21 protein-coding genes are annotated in these 18,387 nt (G+C 52.9%); 8 read left to right on the top strand and 13 right to left on the bottom strand.

The window, feature by feature from the left end; all coding sequences use genetic code 11:
* Positions 1–121 precede the first annotated feature (121 nt).
* The 3 genes from AC0IXH_RS05535 to AC0IXH_RS05545 form a co-directional block, all read right to left on the bottom strand.
* Entirely contained in the window at positions 122–361 is a 240-nt protein-coding gene (locus AC0IXH_RS05535; RefSeq protein ID WP_013202343.1) for a hypothetical protein, read from the bottom strand.
* 396 nt (positions 362–757) lie between these two features.
* A complete protein-coding gene (locus AC0IXH_RS05540; protein ID WP_471720124.1) occupies positions 758–1,933 on the bottom strand; it encodes an MFS transporter in 1,176 nt (391 codons plus the stop codon).
* Positions 1,934–2,019: 86 nt separating this feature from the next.
* Positions 2,020–3,156, bottom strand: a complete 1,137-nt coding sequence (locus AC0IXH_RS05545) for an alpha/beta hydrolase (RefSeq protein WP_471720125.1) — start codon at positions 3,154–3,156, stop codon at positions 2,020–2,022.
* Between the two features lie 168 nt (positions 3,157–3,324).
* Between AC0IXH_RS05545 and AC0IXH_RS05550 the strand changes: the two genes are divergently transcribed.
* The 3 genes from AC0IXH_RS05550 to AC0IXH_RS05560 all read left to right on the top strand — a co-directional run bounded on the left by AC0IXH_RS05550 (position 3,325) and on the right by AC0IXH_RS05560 (position 6,102).
* Positions 3,325–4,209 (top strand): LysR family transcriptional regulator, encoded by an 885-nt coding sequence (locus AC0IXH_RS05550; RefSeq protein WP_471721122.1) that lies wholly within the window; start codon positions 3,325–3,327, stop codon positions 4,207–4,209.
* A gap of 172 nt (positions 4,210–4,381) precedes the next feature.
* Positions 4,382–4,657: a metal/formaldehyde-sensitive transcriptional repressor gene (locus tag AC0IXH_RS05555; protein ID WP_471720126.1), complete on the top strand. Its 276-nt coding sequence runs from the start codon at positions 4,382–4,384 to the stop codon at positions 4,655–4,657.
* Between the two features lie 332 nt (positions 4,658–4,989).
* Positions 4,990–6,102 carry an S-(hydroxymethyl)glutathione dehydrogenase/class III alcohol dehydrogenase gene (locus tag AC0IXH_RS05560; protein ID WP_105759716.1) on the top strand — a complete coding sequence of 371 codons (1,113 nt, stop codon included), beginning with the start codon at positions 4,990–4,992 and terminating at the stop codon, positions 6,100–6,102.
* 286 nt (positions 6,103–6,388) lie between these two features.
* On the opposite strand, the gene AC0IXH_RS05565 is transcribed toward AC0IXH_RS05560, so the two are convergent.
* The 6 genes from AC0IXH_RS05565 to AC0IXH_RS05590 form a co-directional block, all read right to left on the bottom strand.
* The gene (locus AC0IXH_RS05565) at positions 6,389–6,670 is read right to left on the bottom strand and encodes a glutathione S-transferase family protein (RefSeq protein ID WP_471720127.1); all 282 of its coding nucleotides are present in this window, start codon (positions 6,668–6,670) and stop codon (positions 6,389–6,391) included.
* Positions 6,671–6,701: 31 nt separating this feature from the next.
* Entirely contained in the window at positions 6,702–7,043 is a 342-nt protein-coding gene (locus tag AC0IXH_RS05570) for a putative quinol monooxygenase (RefSeq protein WP_471721123.1), read from the bottom strand.
* A 127-nt stretch (positions 7,044–7,170) separates the two neighbouring features.
* Positions 7,171–7,368 (bottom strand): tautomerase family protein, encoded by a 198-nt coding sequence (locus tag AC0IXH_RS05575; RefSeq protein WP_013202334.1) that lies wholly within the window; start codon positions 7,366–7,368, stop codon positions 7,171–7,173.
* Positions 7,369–7,490: 122 nt separating this feature from the next.
* Positions 7,491–8,411 (bottom strand): LysR family transcriptional regulator, encoded by a 921-nt coding sequence (locus tag AC0IXH_RS05580; RefSeq protein WP_471720128.1) that lies wholly within the window; start codon positions 8,409–8,411, stop codon positions 7,491–7,493.
* A 174-nt stretch (positions 8,412–8,585) separates the two neighbouring features.
* Positions 8,586–9,185 (bottom strand): nitroreductase family protein, encoded by a 600-nt coding sequence (locus AC0IXH_RS05585; protein ID WP_041692323.1) that lies wholly within the window; start codon positions 9,183–9,185, stop codon positions 8,586–8,588.
* A gap of 176 nt (positions 9,186–9,361) precedes the next feature.
* On the bottom strand, positions 9,362–9,571 hold the full coding sequence (locus AC0IXH_RS05590) for a YdgH/BhsA/McbA-like domain containing protein (RefSeq protein ID WP_105759713.1): 210 nt from the start codon (positions 9,569–9,571) through the stop codon (positions 9,362–9,364).
* A 297-nt stretch (positions 9,572–9,868) separates the two neighbouring features.
* Here AC0IXH_RS05590 and AC0IXH_RS05595 point away from each other — a divergent pair, with 297 nt between their 5' ends.
* Positions 9,869–12,232: a phosphoketolase family protein gene (locus AC0IXH_RS05595; RefSeq protein WP_151037354.1), complete on the top strand. Its 2,364-nt coding sequence runs from the start codon at positions 9,869–9,871 to the stop codon at positions 12,230–12,232.
* An 85-nt stretch (positions 12,233–12,317) separates the two neighbouring features.
* Here the strand turns inward: AC0IXH_RS05595 and chaB are convergent, their stop codons facing one another.
* The 4 genes from chaB to pspF form a co-directional block, all read right to left on the bottom strand.
* Entirely contained in the window at positions 12,318–12,551 is a 234-nt protein-coding gene (gene chaB, locus AC0IXH_RS05600) for a putative cation transport regulator ChaB (RefSeq protein ID WP_013202329.1), read from the bottom strand.
* A gap of 73 nt (positions 12,552–12,624) precedes the next feature.
* Positions 12,625–13,590 (bottom strand): putrescine export ABC transporter permease SapB, encoded by a 966-nt coding sequence (gene sapB / locus AC0IXH_RS05605; RefSeq protein ID WP_471720129.1) that lies wholly within the window; start codon positions 13,588–13,590, stop codon positions 12,625–12,627.
* Between the two features lie 2 nt (positions 13,591–13,592).
* Positions 13,593–15,215: an ABC transporter substrate-binding protein SapA gene (sapA, locus tag AC0IXH_RS05610; RefSeq protein WP_471720130.1), complete on the bottom strand. Its 1,623-nt coding sequence runs from the start codon at positions 15,213–15,215 to the stop codon at positions 13,593–13,595.
* Positions 15,216–15,543: 328 nt separating this feature from the next.
* Positions 15,544–16,533 carry a phage shock protein operon transcriptional activator gene (pspF, locus tag AC0IXH_RS05615; RefSeq protein WP_013202326.1) on the bottom strand — a complete coding sequence of 330 codons (990 nt, stop codon included), beginning with the start codon at positions 16,531–16,533 and terminating at the stop codon, positions 15,544–15,546.
* Positions 16,534–16,707: 174 nt separating this feature from the next.
* Between pspF and pspA the strand changes: the two genes are divergently transcribed.
* The 4 genes from pspA (at position 16,708) to pspD (ending at position 18,326) form a co-directional block, all read left to right on the top strand.
* Positions 16,708–17,373 (top strand): phage shock protein PspA, encoded by a 666-nt coding sequence (pspA, locus tag AC0IXH_RS05620; RefSeq protein ID WP_013202325.1) that lies wholly within the window; start codon positions 16,708–16,710, stop codon positions 17,371–17,373.
* 72 nt (positions 17,374–17,445) lie between these two features.
* Positions 17,446–17,673, top strand: a complete 228-nt coding sequence (gene pspB / locus AC0IXH_RS05625) for an envelope stress response membrane protein PspB (RefSeq protein WP_013202324.1) — start codon at positions 17,446–17,448, stop codon at positions 17,671–17,673.
* Positions 17,670–18,035, top strand: a complete 366-nt coding sequence (pspC, locus tag AC0IXH_RS05630) for an envelope stress response membrane protein PspC (protein WP_013202323.1) — start codon at positions 17,670–17,672, stop codon at positions 18,033–18,035. The genes pspB and pspC overlap by 4 nt, the downstream gene beginning before the upstream one ends.
* A 54-nt stretch (positions 18,036–18,089) precedes the next feature.
* A complete protein-coding gene (pspD, locus tag AC0IXH_RS05635) occupies positions 18,090–18,326 on the top strand; it encodes a phage shock protein PspD (protein WP_013202322.1) in 237 nt (78 codons plus the stop codon).
* Positions 18,327–18,387: the final 61 nt, after the last annotated feature.

Genomic DNA, 18,387 nt, shown 5'->3' on the forward strand with positions numbered 1-18,387 from the left:
ATCATTCATTATCAGCCTAATGAATTGCTGAGGCGCGGATAAGGGGCGGGAAATGGACTTTAATTTTGGATAGGGTTCAATACAACATTACAAGCCTCAGGAACCCTGTGAGCAGAACGGCTTATTTTTTCTTTTGAGACAAAAGGGCAAAATTAGGATGCTCTCCGGCCAGTAACAATAGCAATTCGTATTCTCCCTGGCTGAGCGGGGTAGGATTCTTTCCCGTCTCTTTCATCTGCCAAACGCGCAGGCTGAGATCGAAACGCTCTGCGGCAGTTTGCTGAGAGAAGCCGGCGGCGATCCTGAGTTCACGAATGTTATGCTTTACGGCCACCGGCCGTTCTATAAGTTGGTTTCTCATAAAGATATTCCTGATGCCTCTCGCAGGGTGACGCCGGTTATGACGTTGTTAATACGTCAATTTTACGTTCGCGGCTGACGCTATTCTGCGGAGGCAATTTTATGTGTTTGGGGTTGTAGTGTAGGTATTCCCTGGTGCTGTCATTACAAATGATAAGGGTTATCGCTTAACTACATAGTGCACTTTATAATAGCGTGCTACTTATGTCGTATGTCTATTGTGGCACTCATCTGAAAAAAGTAAAACATTCCCGTGATTAAATAAATGTATCGTCTCCGTATAAATATTTCGTTAAAGAAAATGAAAACGTCATCCGTCAAACTGCATTTACTCTTCGCGGGAAAATGGCGGCGTGGCTTCAGGAGAAGTTGCGGGGCAGTGTGAAACCCCGGCGTTTTATTGAGATCGAGAGGTGAAAAATGTCATGACAACCGCACTAAGTAGCAACACACCGCTCAGTCCAAACGCACTCAGCCAGCCCAGATGATCAAACACCATCCCGCCAGCCGTTGACCCCAGGGCGATCGACAGCTGAACCACGGCGACCATCAGACCGCCGCCTGCCTCGGCATTCTCGGGCAGCGTCCGTGCGATCCATGTCCACCATCCCGTTGGTGCGGCAGTTGCAAGCATTCCCCAAAGCCCTAATAGCGGCGCAACCAACCAGACGTTGTGACCCGCTAGCATTAACAGTCCGGCGATAATGGCCATAAGAAAAGGGATGGCAATGAGCGTCGGGTAAAACCGCGCGTTGAGAAAGAGGGAAACGATTAACGTCCCAACCAAACCTGAAACACCGATAATAAGCAAAATCAGTGATAAGCCGGACGGGTTTACCTGAGTGACGGTTTCCAGAAACGGGCGCACATAGGTAAATAAGGTAAACTGCCCCATAAAAAATAAACCACACGCCAGCATGCCAATTAAAACAACAGGACGGCTTAATAGCCGAAAAACCCTCCCGCGAGGTTGATTCGTCTTATTACCGGGCATATCTGGCAGACTCAACCATTGCCAGATGAAGGCGACCAGCGCAACAGGGACAATGCAGATGAAGGCACCGCGCCACCCGATGGTTGCGCCAAGATAGCTCCCCAACGGGGCTGCCACGACAGTCGCCAGCGCATTGCCGCCATTAAAAATAGCCAGCGCATGGGATACCCGATGCGAGGGCACCAGACGAATGGCCGTTGCCGCAGAGAGAGACCAGAATCCACCGATGGCAATACCAATCAGCGCACGCCCTGACATATAGACCAGATAGCTGGAAGCCTGCGCGATGATCATCCCCGATATGGCCATTAATACCGTCATTCCCAGCAGAAGATATTTGCGGTTAATATTGGCGGCAATGTCAGAAATTGTCAGACTGGTCAGTACAGCCAGTGCGCCGGAGATGGCGATTCCGAGCCCAGCCAGCCCTTCGGTGACGTGTAAATCGTTGGCAACCGGCGTGAGCAGGCTGACAGGCAAAAATTCAGAAGCAACCAGGACGAAAGCGCAGAGGGTCATCGCAAAAATACCAGTCCAGTTTGCACGCTGCGGGTTATGGGATGTTTTAACTATCGACATAGTATTAACTTCTCTAAATATCAGCCCTGAATGAGAAACCGCCTGTCGCTGACAGGCGGTTTTATAAACCAATCATTCTCGGGAGGTTAACGTAAGCGGGTTTTAAAAAACGTTTCAAAGCGGGTGAAAGGTATCTTACCGGCAACGTTGTCGTATAAATCGACATGGTTAGCGCCCGGGACAATCACCAGTTCTTTATCTTTGCTGCCAACCGCCTTAAAGGCATCTTCCGCGAAATAGCGTGAATGGGCTTTTTCACCGGTAACGATTAACGTTGGAATAGTGATTTCATTGGCATAGCTCAGCAATGGCATATTCATAAACGATAAGGGCGTTGTGGCTGTCCAGGCACCGGCAGAGTTAACCGAACGCGGATGGAACCCGCGCGGCATACGGTAATAATCGAAGAACTCTTTCAATACCGGATTGGGATTTGCGGGTAAGGTTTCCGGTAGAATACGTTCGGAAGTCGTTACTTTCCCGCTCTCATCAACGTAAATATCATGACCCGCATAGGCGGTTTTGCCGCTTTCTGCATCCTTCCAACGCTGCTCGTTCAGATAGTGTAATACCGCACGGCGGTCGGCCGTTGAATAGCGGTCTTTTCCGTCGCCAACACCATGGCCCATGGCGCGGCTCATGTCGTACATAACGCTGGTCGCGACTGCTTTGACGCGGGTATCCATTGCTGCTGCATTCAGCGCCATACCTCCCCAGCCGCAGATGCCGAGAATACCGATGCGGTTGCGATCGACCTCTTTTTGTAAACCAAGGAAATCTACCGCAGCACTAAAGTCTTCGGTGTTGATATCCGGAGAGGCAACATTGCGAGGCGAGCCGCCGCTTTCCCCGGTATAGGAGGGATCAAAGGCCAGGGTAACAAACCCATCTTCTGCCAGTGTCTGCGCGTATAAACCGCTGGATTGCTCTTTGACCGCGCCAAAGGGACCGCTGACCGCAATTGCTGCAAGCTTGCGGTCTCCACGATCTTTAGGAATATACAGATCGCCGACCAGAGTTATCCCGTAACGGGTTGGGAAGGTCACCTTACGATGTTCGACCTTACTGCTTTCAACAAAGGTTTTGTCCCATTTCGCCACCATCGACACGGGCGCATTTGGATTGGTTGATTCAGCGTGACTCATTGTTGTAACTCCACTTAATGACGTGCATAGCAGTAACGCGGGTATGACAGCTGTGACTTTACGGGTGAAAATTTTCATAAAAGACTCCCCTTGAAAAACACGGTGTGAATGCAGTTTCCGCAAGGGAAGGCGCTGCATTTGAGCTCGAAAGGGGGATTATACTTAGCGTAAATAGTGATGATTAGACGGCGGAAAGTGCTAGGATTCATACCCTATTGGTATAGATCGAGATGCATGGGAACGGTGATGGCCAAACGGGAAAACTACAATGAGCTTTACCTGTTTATGCAGGTGGTGCGGGAAGGCAGTTTTACTGCCGCAGCGCAGCGGCTTGGCCTCGCTCAGTCTGGCATTAGCCGTTCTGTCCGCGAGCTTGAGGAAAGGTTAGGGGTACAACTTTTGGTCCGTACCACACGCAGGCTATCGCTGACCCAGGCCGGGGAGCAGCTCTACAAGACGGCGGAGACCGGATTCGATGCTCTGAATAGTGGACTGGCCACACTGGCACATTATCGTCAGACGCCTTCTGGCACCGTGCGTATTAATGCCAGCCAGCATGCCATTGATAAAGTCCTCCTGCCCAAGCTGGCGGTTTTTCAACAACGTTATCCGGATATCCGGCTGGAGCTGATCAGCGAAAGCCGGTTTGTCGATATCATTGCGGAAAGATTCGATGCTGGCATACGTCTTGGTCCTGAGGTCGGACAAGGCATGATCGCGGTACGAATTACGCCCGATATGGAGATGGCGATTGTTGCTACACCTGAACATTTTCGTCGTTACGGCTTTCCACAAACTCCGGAGGATTTAGTGGCGCATCCCTGTATTGCCTACCAGCTTGCCGACGGCAGCGTGTATGCATGGGAACTTAACCAGCAGGCAAAAAAAATCACCCACCGGCCTCAGGGACAATGGGCCTTTTCTGACAGTTATATGGAGGCCGAAGCCGCCAGGCGTGGTCTTGGATTGGCTTATGTTCCAGAGGAACTGGTATCCGATGATCTGCAGCGGGGGAGATTGATCAGAGTGTTACAGCGTTACAGCCAACGCCTGGAGGGTTCATTCCTCTATTACCCGCATCGGAATGTGTCACCGGCATTAAGAATCGTGATTGATGCATTAAAAACCTGAAGGTAGAGGGTGGGGGTATTGGTGAAGCCGTTCCCCTCTGGCAAACTGTCCGCTAACGTCCATCACTGAAGGCGTTAAGGTCTTTCTGGGGGAATAATTATCCTGTCAGTTTTCGCCCATATCAGTTATAACGTCATGTCATAATATACCCCGGTACCCTATATGAGGATGTATGCCACACTCCCCCGAAGATAAGAAACGCGCGCTAAACAGAATAAAAAGGATTCAGGGGCAATGCGAAGGGATACAGCGTTCGCTGGAAGCGGGTGCGGATTGTGCCCCGGTACTGATGCAAATGGCAGCAGTCAGAGGCGCGATGAATGGCCTGATGACCGAAATCCTCGAAAGCTATATAAAAGAAGAGTTTGCCGACAAATTGAAGCCTGACAGCGAGGCGGGTGAAGATATCGGTGAGCTGGTCAAGCTCGTTAAATCCTACTTCAAATAACGTCCTGTTAGTATGTTCAGTCATCTCGATGCCGGCAGCCCACCTACAGGCTGCTTTATGTCCAAAAAACTGCGCATCTGCTCAGTCAGCCAAATATCAGAAGCACCCGCCAAAATATTGTCAAAACCCTTTAGCGACATTTAAATTCTTTTGATAACAATCAATTAATTCATTAAGCACTATTTAATACCCTTAATCTATATACCCCATAGGGGTATGCGATCTATACTCTTCCCCATGATGAATCATTCATCCCTGCAGAGAGCGGCGAAACTGAGACTCACGATCTCTCCCTCCGCTTCCTCTAACCCTATTTATGTGGAGTGCAATATATGAAATCTCGTGCTGCGGTTGCGTTTGGTCCAGGGAAGCCTTTAGAAATTGTCGAGCTCGACGTTGAGCCGCCGCGTGCTGGCGAAGTGCTGGTGAAAATCAGCCATACCGGCGTGTGTCATACGGATGCCTTCACCTTGTCTGGCGACGATCCTGAAGGGGTGTTCCCTGCGGTGCTGGGCCATGAAGGTGCGGGTGTGGTGGTTGAAGTGGGTGAAGGGGTCACCAGCGTCAAGCCAGGCGATCACGTCATCCCGCTGTACACCGCTGAATGTGGCGAGTGCCTGTTCTGTAAATCCGGCAAAACCAATCTGTGCACCGCCGTTCGTGCCACCCAGGGCAAAGGCCTGATGCCCGATGGCACCACGCGTTTCTCCTATAACGGCCAGCCTATCTATCACTATATGGGCTGTTCAACATTCAGCGAGTACACCGTGGTTGCTGAAGTCTCACTGGCAAAGATCAATCCGGAAGCCAATCACGAGCACGTTTGCCTGTTGGGTTGTGGCGTGACCACCGGTATTGGTGCAGTTCACAATACGGCTAAAGTGCAGGCAGGCGACTCGGTAGCTATCTTTGGCCTGGGCGGTATCGGCCTTGCAGCGATTCAGGGCGCGCGTCAGGCGAAAGCGGGTCGCATCATTGCTATCGACACCAACCCAGGCAAGTTTGAGCTGGCTAAAAAATTCGGCGCGACCGACTGTATTAATCCAAACGATTTCGACAAGCCCATTCAGGAAGTCATTATTGAAATGACCGGCTGGGGTGTTGATCACTCATTTGAATGTATTGGCAATGTGAACGTGATGCGTGCCGCGCTTGAGTCTTCACACCGTGGTTGGGGTCAGTCCATCATTATTGGCGTCGCCGGTGCAGGTAAAGAGATCTCCACGCGTCCGTTCCAGCTGGTAACCGGTCGTCAGTGGAAAGGCTCGGCGTTCGGTGGCGTTAAAGGCCGCAGTCAGTTGCCTGGAATGGTTGAAGACGCGATGAAAGGGGATATTGAGCTCGAGCCGTTTGTCACGCACACCATGGGTCTGGATGACATCAACGATGCATTCGATCTGATGCACGAAGGTAAATCTATCCGCACCGTTATCCATTACGAATAACAGTCAGCTTTCGTAAAAAGTTCTCCACAATAATAATATGTGCTTAGACGTATTGCCGGTTACACCTCTTGGGAGTAACCGGCTATTTTTTGCCTGAAAGTCATGCGCAGTGGATGGCCGTAATAGCCAGGTGGTGTGTTATCTCACGGATAAATACCAACCCTGCCAGCACCTGTAGTGCATCCGTCGATAATGACAGCGGATGGTGGGAAAGTTCATCGGCCAGTTTAGTAAATGCAGCTTCAATAGGCTCCGGCGTGGCGTGGGATTTACCCGCAGACCGGCATTATATAGCGATATCGTCGTTGAGATTGACCTGAGATCGCAGGGCAATCTCTCTGCGCCAGGCATCAACCCGTGGCGGCCAGTGCATTCCCTTGACGATGGATAATGAACGCAGCAGGGGGAAAAGGCGAATATCGGTCAGTGATAATGTCTCACCGTCACGCTTCGTCACTGATATTAACGTTTCCAGCGCGGCAAGTTTCTCATTCATTTCCGCAACCAGCGAATCGGTTTGTTCAAGTAAAGACGGGAACGGGCAGTGATCGTAAACATACAGTTTCATAGCAGTGTCTTTTTTGGTCTGTTGAAGGAGTTTAGCGGGTAAAGCCATCGAAGGGTTTCATATACACGGCACCGAATGGGTTCAGTCGTGCACGAATTTCATCATCCGGCTCACCGTAAACCGTCAGGCCGGTGATGGTCACCAAAGAGAGAAAGGCTTCGGCGAAAGGCGCGAACGTGATGTCGACATGGCTTACCACATCCTGCTGGCGATAACGCTCAACAATGTGGGCCGTTTTCTGGTCGTCGCTGATGCTATAGACATAGCTGAGGGTGCCGGGCTCTTTGCTGGTGGCTTCGACCACGCGGGAAACTAACTCTTTAAACGCCGGAAATTGTCCGTCATTGACGGCCAGGTGGAATACGCAGGTAATTTAATTTTTCATGAAGATCTCCAGAGATCGGGGAGGAGGCGGAAGTACAACGGAGAAAGCGGGGAGTGCGCACTGAAGTGGCACAGGCCGTTAAGGACAAAGACATAACGGCCGCTATGGCTGCATCTCAGCCCGATTTTTTCAGCGTCTCAGCAAAAATCTCACCTGAAATTGCCCAGTTGTCGGTGGTGACGTCGTTGAAAATGACGTAGACATACTGTGGATCAACGTTGGCATGGGTGGCGATAGCGTCGGTCACCGCTTTAGCGATAGCCGGTTTGGCATCATCACGACCGTCGAACATCTGAATATTTACTACTGGCATGGTAGAACCCCTTCATAAGTTGATGAACTGTCAGAACACCTGACGTTGAAGAAATCCTACGCCGAACGTGGAAGTGGATAAACAGGCTGAAAGGGCACAGAGTGTAGAATTAAATTCTACAATCACGCGAAGGTTTTTTGTCCGGCTAACGCAATAAGCTCATCAATGATAAAGCGCACGCCGGGCAGTAAATGACGGGCGCGTGGCCAGATCACATTCAGCTCGGTGGGGGCGGGATTGCAGGCCGAAAGTATCGGCACTAACTTGCCGCTTTGTATATGAGGCCGCAACAATGCTTGCGGAAACTGAATCAGGCCCGCGCCGGCAATGCAGGCATCGATCATCGCATCGCCATCACTTATTTGATGAAAAGGCGTGGGCTTAATTCTGACATCTTTCCCCTCACTATCACGAATCAACCAGCTGAGCGGTGCGCCACCGCGCCAGGCGAGCACACAGCGATGATGATTGAGATCGTCCAGAGTCTCCGGCTTGCCGTAAGCCGACAGATAGTCAGGAGACGCGCAAATGATCAGCTGCTGGTCGTTCAGCTTGCGGGCGATAAGATCGGTGGTGTCTTTTACAGCGCCAAAACGAATCGCGAGATCGAAGCCAATATCCAGTGGGTCGATGATGCGGTCATTAAAGATGATCGTCAGCTTCAGGTGGGGGTAGCGCTTTGTCATATCCATCAAAATCGGCATCATTACCGATCGGCCAAATGCCGCCGGCAAATCAATCCTCACCGTGCCCGTGGGTTCCGTCAGCTTAGAGCGCAATGCCATCTCGGCCATTTGCAGCGTTTCCAGCGCGCTCTGGCAACTGGCGAGATAGGCTTCACCTTCCGTCGTCAGGCTGATTTTTCGGGTGGTGCGGTGGAACAGCGCGGTTCCCAGATTATGTTCAAGGCGCTGAATACTTTTCCCAATTGCCGATTTCGACACCCCCAGCTGTTCAGCGGCTTCGGTAAAGCTGCTGCAATTTGCCGCCGTCACAAAATGAACGATGCTGTTGAAGGATTCTGTGGAAATAACTGCTGGCATAGTGGGCGCCCGGATGAAAATCAGTGAGTGACTTTAGCGTAAACGCTAATTACCTACACGTTAATGATGACAGTGAAAAAGATAAATCAGGCAGGAAGAACAACAGGAGAAATGAATTGTTGAGAATAGAGAGGCCGTTAATAACAAGCCGCCTGGCGGCGGCCTGAAGAGGTTTTACTTTGCAATGATGAAGCGCTGGTCGTCATCAATGTAGGTTTTTTCGCCTGCTGGCGCTTCAATTGAGCCAAAGTTCATGTGTGCCCTCAATTTCCACGACTCAGGGATCTGCCAGGCAGTCTTCACATCGCTGTCTATCAGGGGATTGTAGTGCTGCAGGTTAGCGCCAATGCCTTTTTCGGCCAGTGCCAGCCATACGGCGTACTGTGCAATGCCGGTGCTGTGTTCAGACCAGACCGGGAAATTATCAGCATAAGAAGCAAACTGCTCCTGAAGCGTTTTCACCACGTCCTGATCTTCGAAGAACAGTACCGAGCCTGCTGCAGCGGCAAAGCCATCGACTTTGGCAGAGGTTCCCGCAAAGTGATCCGCCGGCACGATTTTTCTCAGCTGCTCACGGGTGATTTCCCAGAAACGGTTATGCTCTTTTCCCAGCAGGATAACGATACGGGAACTTTGGGAGTTAAAGGCAGAAGGGGCCTGTTTCACCGCCTCTTTAATCGTATCGATCGCTTCTTCATCCGCGACAGGCATGTCTTTACCCAGTGCATAAATAGTCCGGCGTTGTTTTGCCAGGTCCAGAAAGTGATTAGACATCGTATTTTCCTGTTGCTGAGTAGTATCGAAATGCATTTCCGTGGAATTTTCATTCCCGCGTTTGAAAATGCTGCTGAGTAGTTTGCTGAACATAGACAGGTATTCCTTCCGAAGTCACTGTGCGGGCAGAATTTAACGCTATCAGGGCCGCCGGACGGGCGACCCGAAGCGTTTTATTATTTAATCAGCTCTGCAGTCATGTGCACGTAGTTGTTAGAGCTTGCTTCGGTGATTTTATATTTTGCACCGAGTTCCTGTGCCTGGGCGGCGATTTGTGCTTCTGCACCATCCAGAGAGGAGGCTGAAGCGGTGATGCTTTGCGCAAAGCTACCGAAAGAAAGTGTAGAGAGGGCAATAATCGCAACTAAATTTTTGACTGATTTCATGATCGTTTCCTGAGTTTGATTTATTCATAATGAGGCGTTCTTCCTCGATGTGAAGAATGATACTCCTGATGATTATTTTGCGAAAGGCGGGTTATTTGCTTCTGTTTGTCAAAATATCTGAATGAGATTTGGGTGTGTTAACTGCTGCTACAACGTGGGCTAACGTTAATACCCTAAGGGTGACCGCTTCACCCGCCACGACGCGTCCATCCGATCCCAGCCACTACCGGTCCGCTGGTTCGCGCGATCGGTGATCCTCGAGTACGGTTAGTTGAAGGCTAACTATCGGGAGAAAAAATGATGGCAGAAGAAACCGTGACCCACGAACTGGCGCTGCTGGATAAATACTGGCGCGCTGCAAACTATCTTTCGGTGGGGCAGATTTACCTGATGGGTAATCCGTTATTACGCAATCCTCTTTTGCCAGAGCACATCAAGCCCCGCCTGCTTGGGCACTGGGGGACCACTCCCGGCCTGAATTTTATTTACGCCCATTTGAACCGCATTATCCGTCAGCGCGATCGGGATCTGCTGTTTATCTGTGGGCCGGGGCACGGCGGCCCCGCGATGGTGGCAAATACCTGGCTGGAAGGCAGTTACAGTGAAATTTATCCCGACGTCAGCGAAGACGAAGCGGGTATGCAGCGACTGTTCAAACAGTTTTCATTTCCCGGCGGCATACCCAGTCATGCAGCACCGGAAACGCCGGGTTCAATCAATGAAGGGGGCGAGCTGGGGTATTCTTTATCCCATGCCTTTGGCGCCGCTTTCGATCATCCCGAGCTGATTGTGCCTTGTGTGATTGGTGACGGTGAAGCGGAAACCGGGCCGCTCGCCTCAAGCTGGCACGGTATAAAATTTCTCAATGCCCAGCGTGATGGCGCAGTACTGCCCATCCTGCATCTAAATGGCTATAAAATTGCCAGCCCGACCATTCTCGGGCGCAGCAGTGACGAGGACCTCACGCAGCTGTTTAGCGGCTATGGCTACGCGCCGCTGTTTGTCTCGGGGCACGAACCTGCCGACATGCATCAGCAAATGGCATCGGCACTGGATTCGGCTTTCTCCAAAATTGCCGATATCCAGCAGCAGGCCCGTTCGGGTAATGGCTCAGAGACTGTTCCACGATGGCCAATGATTGTGTTTCGCAGCCCGAAAGGCTGGACCGGGCCAAAAGAGGTAGATGGCAAAAAGGTCGAGGATTTCTGGCGTGCGCATCAGGTGCCGGTCTCGGCCTGTCGGGAAAACGACGCGCATCGGGAAATTTTAGAGAACTGGATGCGCAGTTATCAGCCGCAGGAACTGTTTGACGATAATGGCTCACTGATAGCTGAACTCCGCGCGCTGGTGCCTGCGGCGAATAAACGGATGGGGTCGTCACCTTATGCCAACGGCGGTCGCCTTCGTCGCGAGCTGAGCGCACCCGATATCCATGCGTTCGCGCTGGAGACCGGTCAGCCAGGCAGCACAACCGGAGGCGCTACGGAACAGTTGGGTCATTATCTCGCGGAGATATTCCACCGCAATCCTGATAATTTCCGTCTTTTTGGTCCGGATGAAACCGCATCGAACCGGCTCACCCCGGTATTCGACGCCACCAGCCGCAGCTGGATGGCGCCGCTGAAGACATATGATGAGCAGTTAGCCCGCGATGGCAGAGTGATGGAGATCCTCAGCGAACATCAGTGTCAGGGCTGGTTGGAGGGCTATCTTCTGACGGGCCGTCACGGCCTGTTTAACTGCTACGAAGCGTTTATTCATATCGTAGATTCGATGTTCAACCAGCACGCGAAATGGCTGAAGGTGACGCGCAAACTGGGGTGGCGCAAGCCGGTGTCGTCGCTGAATTATCTGCTTTCTTCACACGTCTGGCGGCAGGACCACAACGGTTACAGCCATCAGGATCCCGGCTTTATCGATCATGTTGCCAATAAGAAAGCCGACATCGTGCGGATTTACCTGCCGCCGGATGCCAACACGCTGCTGTGGGTAGGCGATCACTGTCTGCGCACCTGGGATCGCATTAATGTGATCGTTGCCGGCAAGCAGCCTTCACCGCAATGGCTGGATATGCCAGCTGCGATTGCCCATTGCGAAGCCGGTATGAGTGAGTGGCGTTGGGCGAGCAGTGAGGGCGAACCTGATGTGGTGATGGCCTGTGCCGGCGATGTGCCAACGCTGGAAACGCTGGCGGCAGTCGACCTGTTAGGTGAGATTTTGCCGGAATTACGCGTCCGCGTGGTGAATGTGGTCGACCTGCTGGCATTGCAAACCCAGCAGCAACATCCTCATGGCAAATCTGAGACGGAGTTTGATGCGCTGTTCACCCGCGATAAGCCGGTCGTTTTCGCTTTCCATGGTTATCCAAACCTGGTTCACCGACTGACCTACCAGCGTAACAATCATCATAACTTCCACGTGCATGGATTTAATGAAGAGGGAACCACCACCACGCCATTTGATATGACGGTGCTGAATGAGCTGGATCGCTATCACCTGGCGCTGTCGGCCATCCGCCATGTTCCGGGAGTGGCCGACCGTCATCCACAGGCCGTTGACGATCTGCAGCAACGTCTGCAGAAACACCATCATTACGTGCGCGAATATGGCGAAGACCTGCCGGAAATTCAGCACTGGGTGTGGTCGGGCACAAAAAAATAAACCGCCGGGCGGCGGTTCAGGTCAGCATAATGCGTGAGAATTTTCAGCAAGCCGCATCAGGATTTCCAGCATTAAGGCCTTCTGATTACGATGACTTTTTATGCCACTTATCATCGTCGCCTTTTTCGTACTGATGCTTAACCGCCGCCCAGGCCACTTTATGGGCCACTTCTTCCCGCGAGCTGTCATCCTTGCGGTCTTTTTTATCTTTATACTCATCCCAGGCACTGTTAAATGCGGCCATATAAATGTCCTGAGCATGAGCAGGAAGCACATGCTGAACGCTGTCGGGTAAGGCACTTCGTGAATCGTAGGGCATGACTGACCTCCTTTAATCGATGCCTAAAGTCTGGCGCAGTCAGGCGATTTTTCAAGCTGCCCTGCGATTGCGCCTAGCGGACGGCGTTCCATTCTTTATGCTTCAGCGGCGTCAACGCGGCACCCAGAATATCGGCCAGCACGTTTACCGTGATCACCAGACCGCCCACCATCATCACCCCGGCGGAAATCGCCGCGTAATCCTGCTGACGAATGGCATCCACCAGCCAGCGACCAAGTCCCGGCCAGCTGAACACCACTTCGGTAACCATCGCCAGCGTTAACATGGTGGAAAATTGCAGGCCCAGGCGTGGGATCACCGGTGGCAGGGCGTTATGCAGCACGTGGCGGCGAATGATGGTAAACCGTGACAGGCCGCGGGTGGCAGCCGCCTTAATATAGTTCTGCTCCATCACTTCGCGGGTACTGATGCGCAGCAGACGCACTACTTCCGTTGTCGGCGCGACGGCGAGGGCGGTGACCGGCAAAATCAGGTGCATCAGCGCACTGACCAGCATCTCATGGCGCCACGGCGAAGGACTGATCCACGCATCAATCAGCGCGAAGCCGGTGACATTCTTCACCGGGTACAGCAGGTCAAAGCGGCCAGAAACCGGCAACCAGCCGAGGTTCAGCGAGAAGAACAGCGTCAGTAGCAGCGCCAGCCAGAATACCGGCATCGAAAAACCCAGCAACGCCAGCGCGCTGATGGTTTTATCCTGCCATTTATTGCGCATCACGCCGGCGGCAATTCCCAGCGGAATACCAATAAACATCGCCAGCGCGAAAGCCATAATGCACAGCTCCAGCGTGGCGGGAAACACCTCGCGGATCTGCTGACCAATTGGCTCGCCGTTGATACTGGAAACGCCAAAATCCAGCTGGAACAGGCCTTTGTACCAGAAGAAGAAGGCGTCTGAGAGCGATGCCCCTTGTAAAGGCGCATGCGGCGTAAAGTAACTGAGGCTGAAGCCCACCAGCGTCAGCATAAACAGGGTAACCAGCCACAGCACCAGGCGTCGCAGCGTATAAATCACCATGGTTATTTCTCCTCGCCTTTATCACGGTGCACGCCGGCAAACGACGCGTTACCGAACGGGCTCAACACCAGGCCCTGAATATCGTGGCGATAGGCCTGCAGGCGTAGGGAATAGGCCAGAGGCAGCACCGGCAGCGACTGGGCGAGCATGCGTTGTGCCCGATCGTAATAGTCAATGCGCGAAGCCAGCTGCTGAGAAAGCAACGCCTTATGCAGCACCTCGTCAAAGGCCGGGTCGCACCAGTGAGCATAGTTGGTCTGCGAGCCGATCGCCGCGCAGCTTAACAGCGGACGGAAGAAGCTGTCCGGGTCGTTACTGTCCGTCGACCAGCCCGTCAGCGTCAGGTCATGATTCATCTGCATCAGGCGCGCTTCCTGGAACCGGCCTTCAACCGAGACGATGGTGACCGTGACGCCGATTTGCGCCAGATCCGCCTGAATCAGCTCAGCCGTTTTTAACGGGCTGGGATTCCACGACTGGGACGCTGACGGCACCCATAAATTCAGATGCAGATCGGTCAAGCCCAGCGCCTTTAGCTCTTCACGGGCTTTTTTCGGATTATATTCGGTCACTCTGGCTTCATTATCGTAAGCCCAGGACGCGCGCGGCAGAATAGATGCCGCGGTTTCCGCCGTGCCGTAATAAATGGATTCCATCAGACGTTCGTTGTTAATCGCCAGCGCCAGCGCCTGACGCACCTCAACGCGATCCAGCGGCGCTTTGCGGGTGTTAAACGCCAGATAGGCAATATTCATCCCCGGACGCAAGGTCAGACGCAGACGCGGATCGTCGCGCAGAATGGAAATCTGGCTGGCGGCAGGATAGGCCAGTACGTCGCACTCGCCGGTCAGTAACTTCGACAGCCGGCCCGTGCCGCCAGCGCCCATATCAATCACCACCTGCGGCATGCGCGGCAGGCCTTTCCAGTACTCCGGATTACGCGCCAGACGGATATATTGCCCGGTGCGATAGCTGCTTAACATAAACGGACCGGTGCCGACCGGCTGGCGATCCATCTGTTCCTGGCGATCTTCCTTGGTCAAGCGATCGGCATATTCGGCGGAAAGCACCGGCGCATAATGGGTGGCGATATGCCAGAGGAATGAGGCGTCCGGGTTGTGCAGGCGGATCTCAACGGTATTTTTATCCAGCTTCTTCACGCTTTGCACGGCATCGGCGAACTGCAGGCTGTCGAAATAGGGATAGCTGCCGCCATTGACGTTATGCCACGGCGACTGGCGGTCAAAAATGCGCTGGAAGCTGAACACCACATCGTCGGCATTCAGCGTGCGGGTAGGGGAGAACCAGGCTGTTTTCTGGAAATGGACATTATCCCGCAGATGAAAACGGTAGGTAGCGCCGTTATCCAGCACTTCCCAGCTTTGCGCCAGTTCCGGGATCAGCCGGTAGGTATAGGGGTCAACATCCAGCAGACGGTCATACAGCTGGGCCGCCAGCGTATCAACCACCAGGCCGCCGCTGGCTAACTGTGGGTTAAAGGTGGTGACCGCGCCGTTGACGCAATAGACAAAACCGCTCTGACGAATATCGCCGGGCGAAGCGGACCAGGTTGAGGCACTGAACAGGCTCAGCCCCAGCAGAAGCGTGGAGAATAATGTGCGCATAAGTCATCTGAAAAATCAGGCAATAGTCAGAGTGTACCGCACTCTCCGGTCTGCCCCAAAGTTTGCCGGGATAACTGACGTTTTTTCAGGCAAAAAGGGAATAAAAGGTTTCCCTGCACTGTTCAGGGGTGTTCAGAATACGCCCAATGTTGCTATGGTAATGAGAAATATTCTCAACAAAGTGCTTTACAGTTGATACTGCGAATGATTATTATTCTCCTGCACTTCGACGGTGGCTCTACCGAAGAAGAGCACGACATTGCTCACATTGCTTCCAGTATTTTTTAGCCCGCCTCGAGCGGGCTTTTTTTTTGTCTGCCGTCAGGGCTTACTTATCGACATTGATGCCGTGCTTTTTCATCATCGCGCGCAGCTGGTGATAGGTAACGCCCAGTAATTCCGCTGCGCGACGCTGGCTATAGCGGGCCTGAGCCAGGCTTTTATCCAGCAGATCTTTCTCCTGCTGATTCTGCCAGCGGCGCAGATCCAGAGGTAAATCCGGCAGGCTGCCAGCCTCAGCCACTTCAGTCTCCCTGGCAGGCTGCTGGCGCTTAAAAGGGTTGATAATGATGCTGTCCAGCTCCTGATCGACTTCGCTATGGCGATAGACCGAGCGCTCAACCACATTCTTTAACTCGCGGACGTTACCCGGCCAGCCGTAGTCCAGCAGAATCTGCTTTGCCTGCGCCGAAAAACCTGGGAACAGCGGCAGGCCAAGCTCGCGGCACATCTGAATGGCAAAATGCTCGGCCATCACCAGAATATCGCTGCGGCGTTCGCGCAATGGCGGCAGCTGAACCACATCAAACGCCAGGCGATCGAGCAGGTCGGCGCGGAATTTTCCCTCCTGCGCCAGCAGCGGCAAATCATCGTTGGTGGCACAGACCAGCCGCACGCTCACCTGCAGCGGCTGGCTGCCGCCCACGCGCTCCAAATGCCCGTACTCAATTACCCGCAGCAGTTTTTCCTGTACCAGCATCGGTGCGGTGGCCAGCTCATCGAGGAATAGGGTGCCGCCATCAGCACGTTCGAAGCGGCCCAGATGGCGCTTTTGCGCGCCGGTAAAGGCGCCGGCTTCATGGCCGAACAGCTCCGAATCCAGCAGGTTTTCATTGAGCGCCGCACAGTTAAGGGAGATAAACGGCCCCTGCCAGCGGTCGGACAGGTAATGCAAACGGCTGGCGATCAGCTCTTTCCCGGTTCCCCGCTCGCCAATGACCAACACCGGCTTGTTCAACGGCGCCAGACGGGAAACCTGCTCAAGCACTTCAAGGAAGTTATTTGACTCGCCGAGCAACGTCTCGTTATTTTCGCTCATTAAATTCACCAGATGTTAGTTATTTACACCACATTAACCAATTGGCATCAGCCTGTAAACACTGAGAATGCCCATAAATCAATAAGATAAAAGTTGGCACGCGATTTGAATAGGTAATAGCGTCGACGCAGATCACTGCGCACATTCAATAAGACACTACCGAGGACTTTGATTATGGGTATTTTTTCTCGCTTTGCCGATATCGTGAACGCCAATATCAATTCGCTGCTGGAGAAAGCAGAGGATCCGCAAAAGCTGGTACGCCTGATGATTCAGGAAATGGAAGACACGCTGGTCGAAGTGCGCTCGACCTCCGCCCGTGCGCTGGCAGAAAAGAAACAGCTGGTGCGTCGTATCGACCAGGCTGAAGCACAGCAGACCGAATGGCAGGACAAAGCCGAGCTGGCGCTGCGTAAAGAGAAAGACGATCTGGCCCGTGCGGCGCTGATCGAAAAACAGAAGCTGACCGAGCTGATTGTGTCACTGAAGCGTGAAGCTGAGCAGGTTGAAGAGACGCTGACCCGTATGAAAGGCGAAATTGGCGAGCTGGAGAAAAAACTCACCGAAACCCGCGCCCGTCAGCAGGCCCTGACCTTACGTCATCAGGCCGCTTCTTCTTCACGTGACGTGCGTCGTCAGCTGGACAGCGGTAAAATTGATGAAGCGATGGCCCGTTTCGAATCCTTTGAACGCCGTATCGATCATATGGAAGCCGAAGCCGAAAGCCAGAGCTTTGGTAAAAAGAAAACGTTGGATCAGGAATTTGCTGACCTGCACGCCGATGATGAAATCAGTGAGCAGCTGGCGGCGTTAAAAGCCAAAATGAACCGCAGTGAGTAATGCCTGTGCCCGGCATCCCTGGCTGGATGCCCGTTCCTGAAAATGTTCAGGTCGATATTTCAAGGAGAATGAATGAGCGCGTTATTTCTGGCCATACCCCTGACGATTTTCGTGCTGTTTGTGGCACCGATCTGGTTATGGCTTCATTACAGCAACCGTCAGAACAACGGCGCTGAGCTGTCACAAGGTGAACTGCAGCGTCTGCAGCAGTTAACTCAGGATGCTAAACGGATGCGTGAGCGCGTGCAGGCACTGGAAGAAATTCTGGATGCAGAGCACCCGAACTGGAGGCAGCCATGAGCGGCGTAACCATTAAGGGCAAAAAGCTTTACCGCATTCCTGCTCGCGGCAAAGTGAAGGGCGTTTGCGCCGGCGTGGCCGAATATCTGGATATCCCGGTACGTCTGGTGCGGGTGATTGTGGTGCTGTCGATGTTCTTTGGCCTGTTTTTCTTCACCCTGATCGCCTATTTTGGCCTGGCGTTTTTGCTGGATGAGATGCCAGATGAACTGGACAGAAATGGCGAAAGAGCACCAACTGCGCACCAGCTGCTGGATCAACTGGGCGCCGAGCTCAACGGCGGCGAAGCCAGCCTGAGGAACATGGAGCGTTACGTTACCTCGGAAACCTTCAGCGTCCGCAGCCGTTTTCGTCAGCTATAATCCCTCTGAGCGGGCTCGTTCGCGGGCCTTTCTCTTCTTTTCAGGAGTACATTTATGCGTAACTGGCAATCATCTGTAAAAAGTAACGCCGCGCCCGCGTTCAAGAGGGTGGGGAAATTTGTGCTGATTAGCGCACTGACGTATGGACCAGGCGGTCTGGCCGGTTGGGCGGTTAAATCTGTCGCCCACCGTCCGCTGAAAATCTTCCTTGCCTGGGCACTGGAACCCTTACTGCGTCGTGCGGTGCGTGGCGCTTCCGCCCGCTGGAATAAGTCTAAAACCTTGCCTTAATTTGCTACACTTGCCGTCCCGAATACTGCTGTAAAAAGAACAATAAAAGGTGCCGACACCA

Source organism: Erwinia sp. AC075 (assembly GCF_979253995.1).

What these genes read in the sequence shown, in the direction of transcription:
- AC0IXH_RS05590 (WP_105759713.1), bottom strand. Translation starts at nt 9,571, where the DNA reads ATGAAATCAGTCAAAAATTTAGTTGCGATTATTGCCCTCTCTACACTT.
- AC0IXH_RS05560 (WP_105759716.1), top strand. Translation starts at nt 4,990, where the DNA reads ATGAAATCTCGTGCTGCGGTTGCGTTTGGTCCAGGGAAGCCTTTAGAA.
- AC0IXH_RS05575 (WP_013202334.1), bottom strand. Translation starts at nt 7,368, where the DNA reads ATGCCAGTAGTAAATATTCAGATGTTCGACGGTCGTGATGATGCCAAA.
- AC0IXH_RS05585 (WP_041692323.1), bottom strand. Translation starts at nt 9,185, where the DNA reads ATGTCTAATCACTTTCTGGACCTGGCAAAACAACGCCGGACTATTTAT.
- pspB (WP_013202324.1), top strand. Translation starts at nt 17,446, where the DNA reads ATGAGCGCGTTATTTCTGGCCATACCCCTGACGATTTTCGTGCTGTTT.
- AC0IXH_RS05595 (WP_151037354.1), top strand. Translation starts at nt 9,869, where the DNA reads ATGATGGCAGAAGAAACCGTGACCCACGAACTGGCGCTGCTGGATAAA.
- AC0IXH_RS05535 (WP_013202343.1), bottom strand. Translation starts at nt 361, where the DNA reads ATGAGAAACCAACTTATAGAACGGCCGGTGGCCGTAAAGCATAACATT.
- pspA (WP_013202325.1), top strand. Translation starts at nt 16,708, where the DNA reads ATGGGTATTTTTTCTCGCTTTGCCGATATCGTGAACGCCAATATCAAT.
- chaB (WP_013202329.1), bottom strand. Translation starts at nt 12,551, where the DNA reads ATGCCCTACGATTCACGAAGTGCCTTACCCGACAGCGTTCAGCATGTG.
- AC0IXH_RS05540 (WP_471720124.1), bottom strand. Translation starts at nt 1,933, where the DNA reads ATGTCGATAGTTAAAACATCCCATAACCCGCAGCGTGCAAACTGGACT.
- pspD (WP_013202322.1), top strand. Translation starts at nt 18,090, where the DNA reads ATGCGTAACTGGCAATCATCTGTAAAAAGTAACGCCGCGCCCGCGTTC.
- sapA (WP_471720130.1), bottom strand. Translation starts at nt 15,215, where the DNA reads ATGCGCACATTATTCTCCACGCTTCTGCTGGGGCTGAGCCTGTTCAGT.
- AC0IXH_RS05580 (WP_471720128.1), bottom strand. Translation starts at nt 8,411, where the DNA reads ATGCCAGCAGTTATTTCCACAGAATCCTTCAACAGCATCGTTCATTTT.
- AC0IXH_RS05555 (WP_471720126.1), top strand. Translation starts at nt 4,382, where the DNA reads ATGCCACACTCCCCCGAAGATAAGAAACGCGCGCTAAACAGAATAAAA.
- AC0IXH_RS05545 (WP_471720125.1), bottom strand. Translation starts at nt 3,156, where the DNA reads ATGAAAATTTTCACCCGTAAAGTCACAGCTGTCATACCCGCGTTACTG.
- pspC (WP_013202323.1), top strand. Translation starts at nt 17,670, where the DNA reads ATGAGCGGCGTAACCATTAAGGGCAAAAAGCTTTACCGCATTCCTGCT.
- sapB (WP_471720129.1), bottom strand. Translation starts at nt 13,590, where the DNA reads ATGGTGATTTATACGCTGCGACGCCTGGTGCTGTGGCTGGTTACCCTG.
- AC0IXH_RS05565 (WP_471720127.1), bottom strand. Translation starts at nt 6,670, where the DNA reads ATGAAACTGTATGTTTACGATCACTGCCCGTTCCCGTCTTTACTTGAA.
- pspF (WP_013202326.1), bottom strand. Translation starts at nt 16,533, where the DNA reads ATGAGCGAAAATAACGAGACGTTGCTCGGCGAGTCAAATAACTTCCTT.
- AC0IXH_RS05550 (WP_471721122.1), top strand. Translation starts at nt 3,325, where the DNA reads ATGGCCAAACGGGAAAACTACAATGAGCTTTACCTGTTTATGCAGGTG.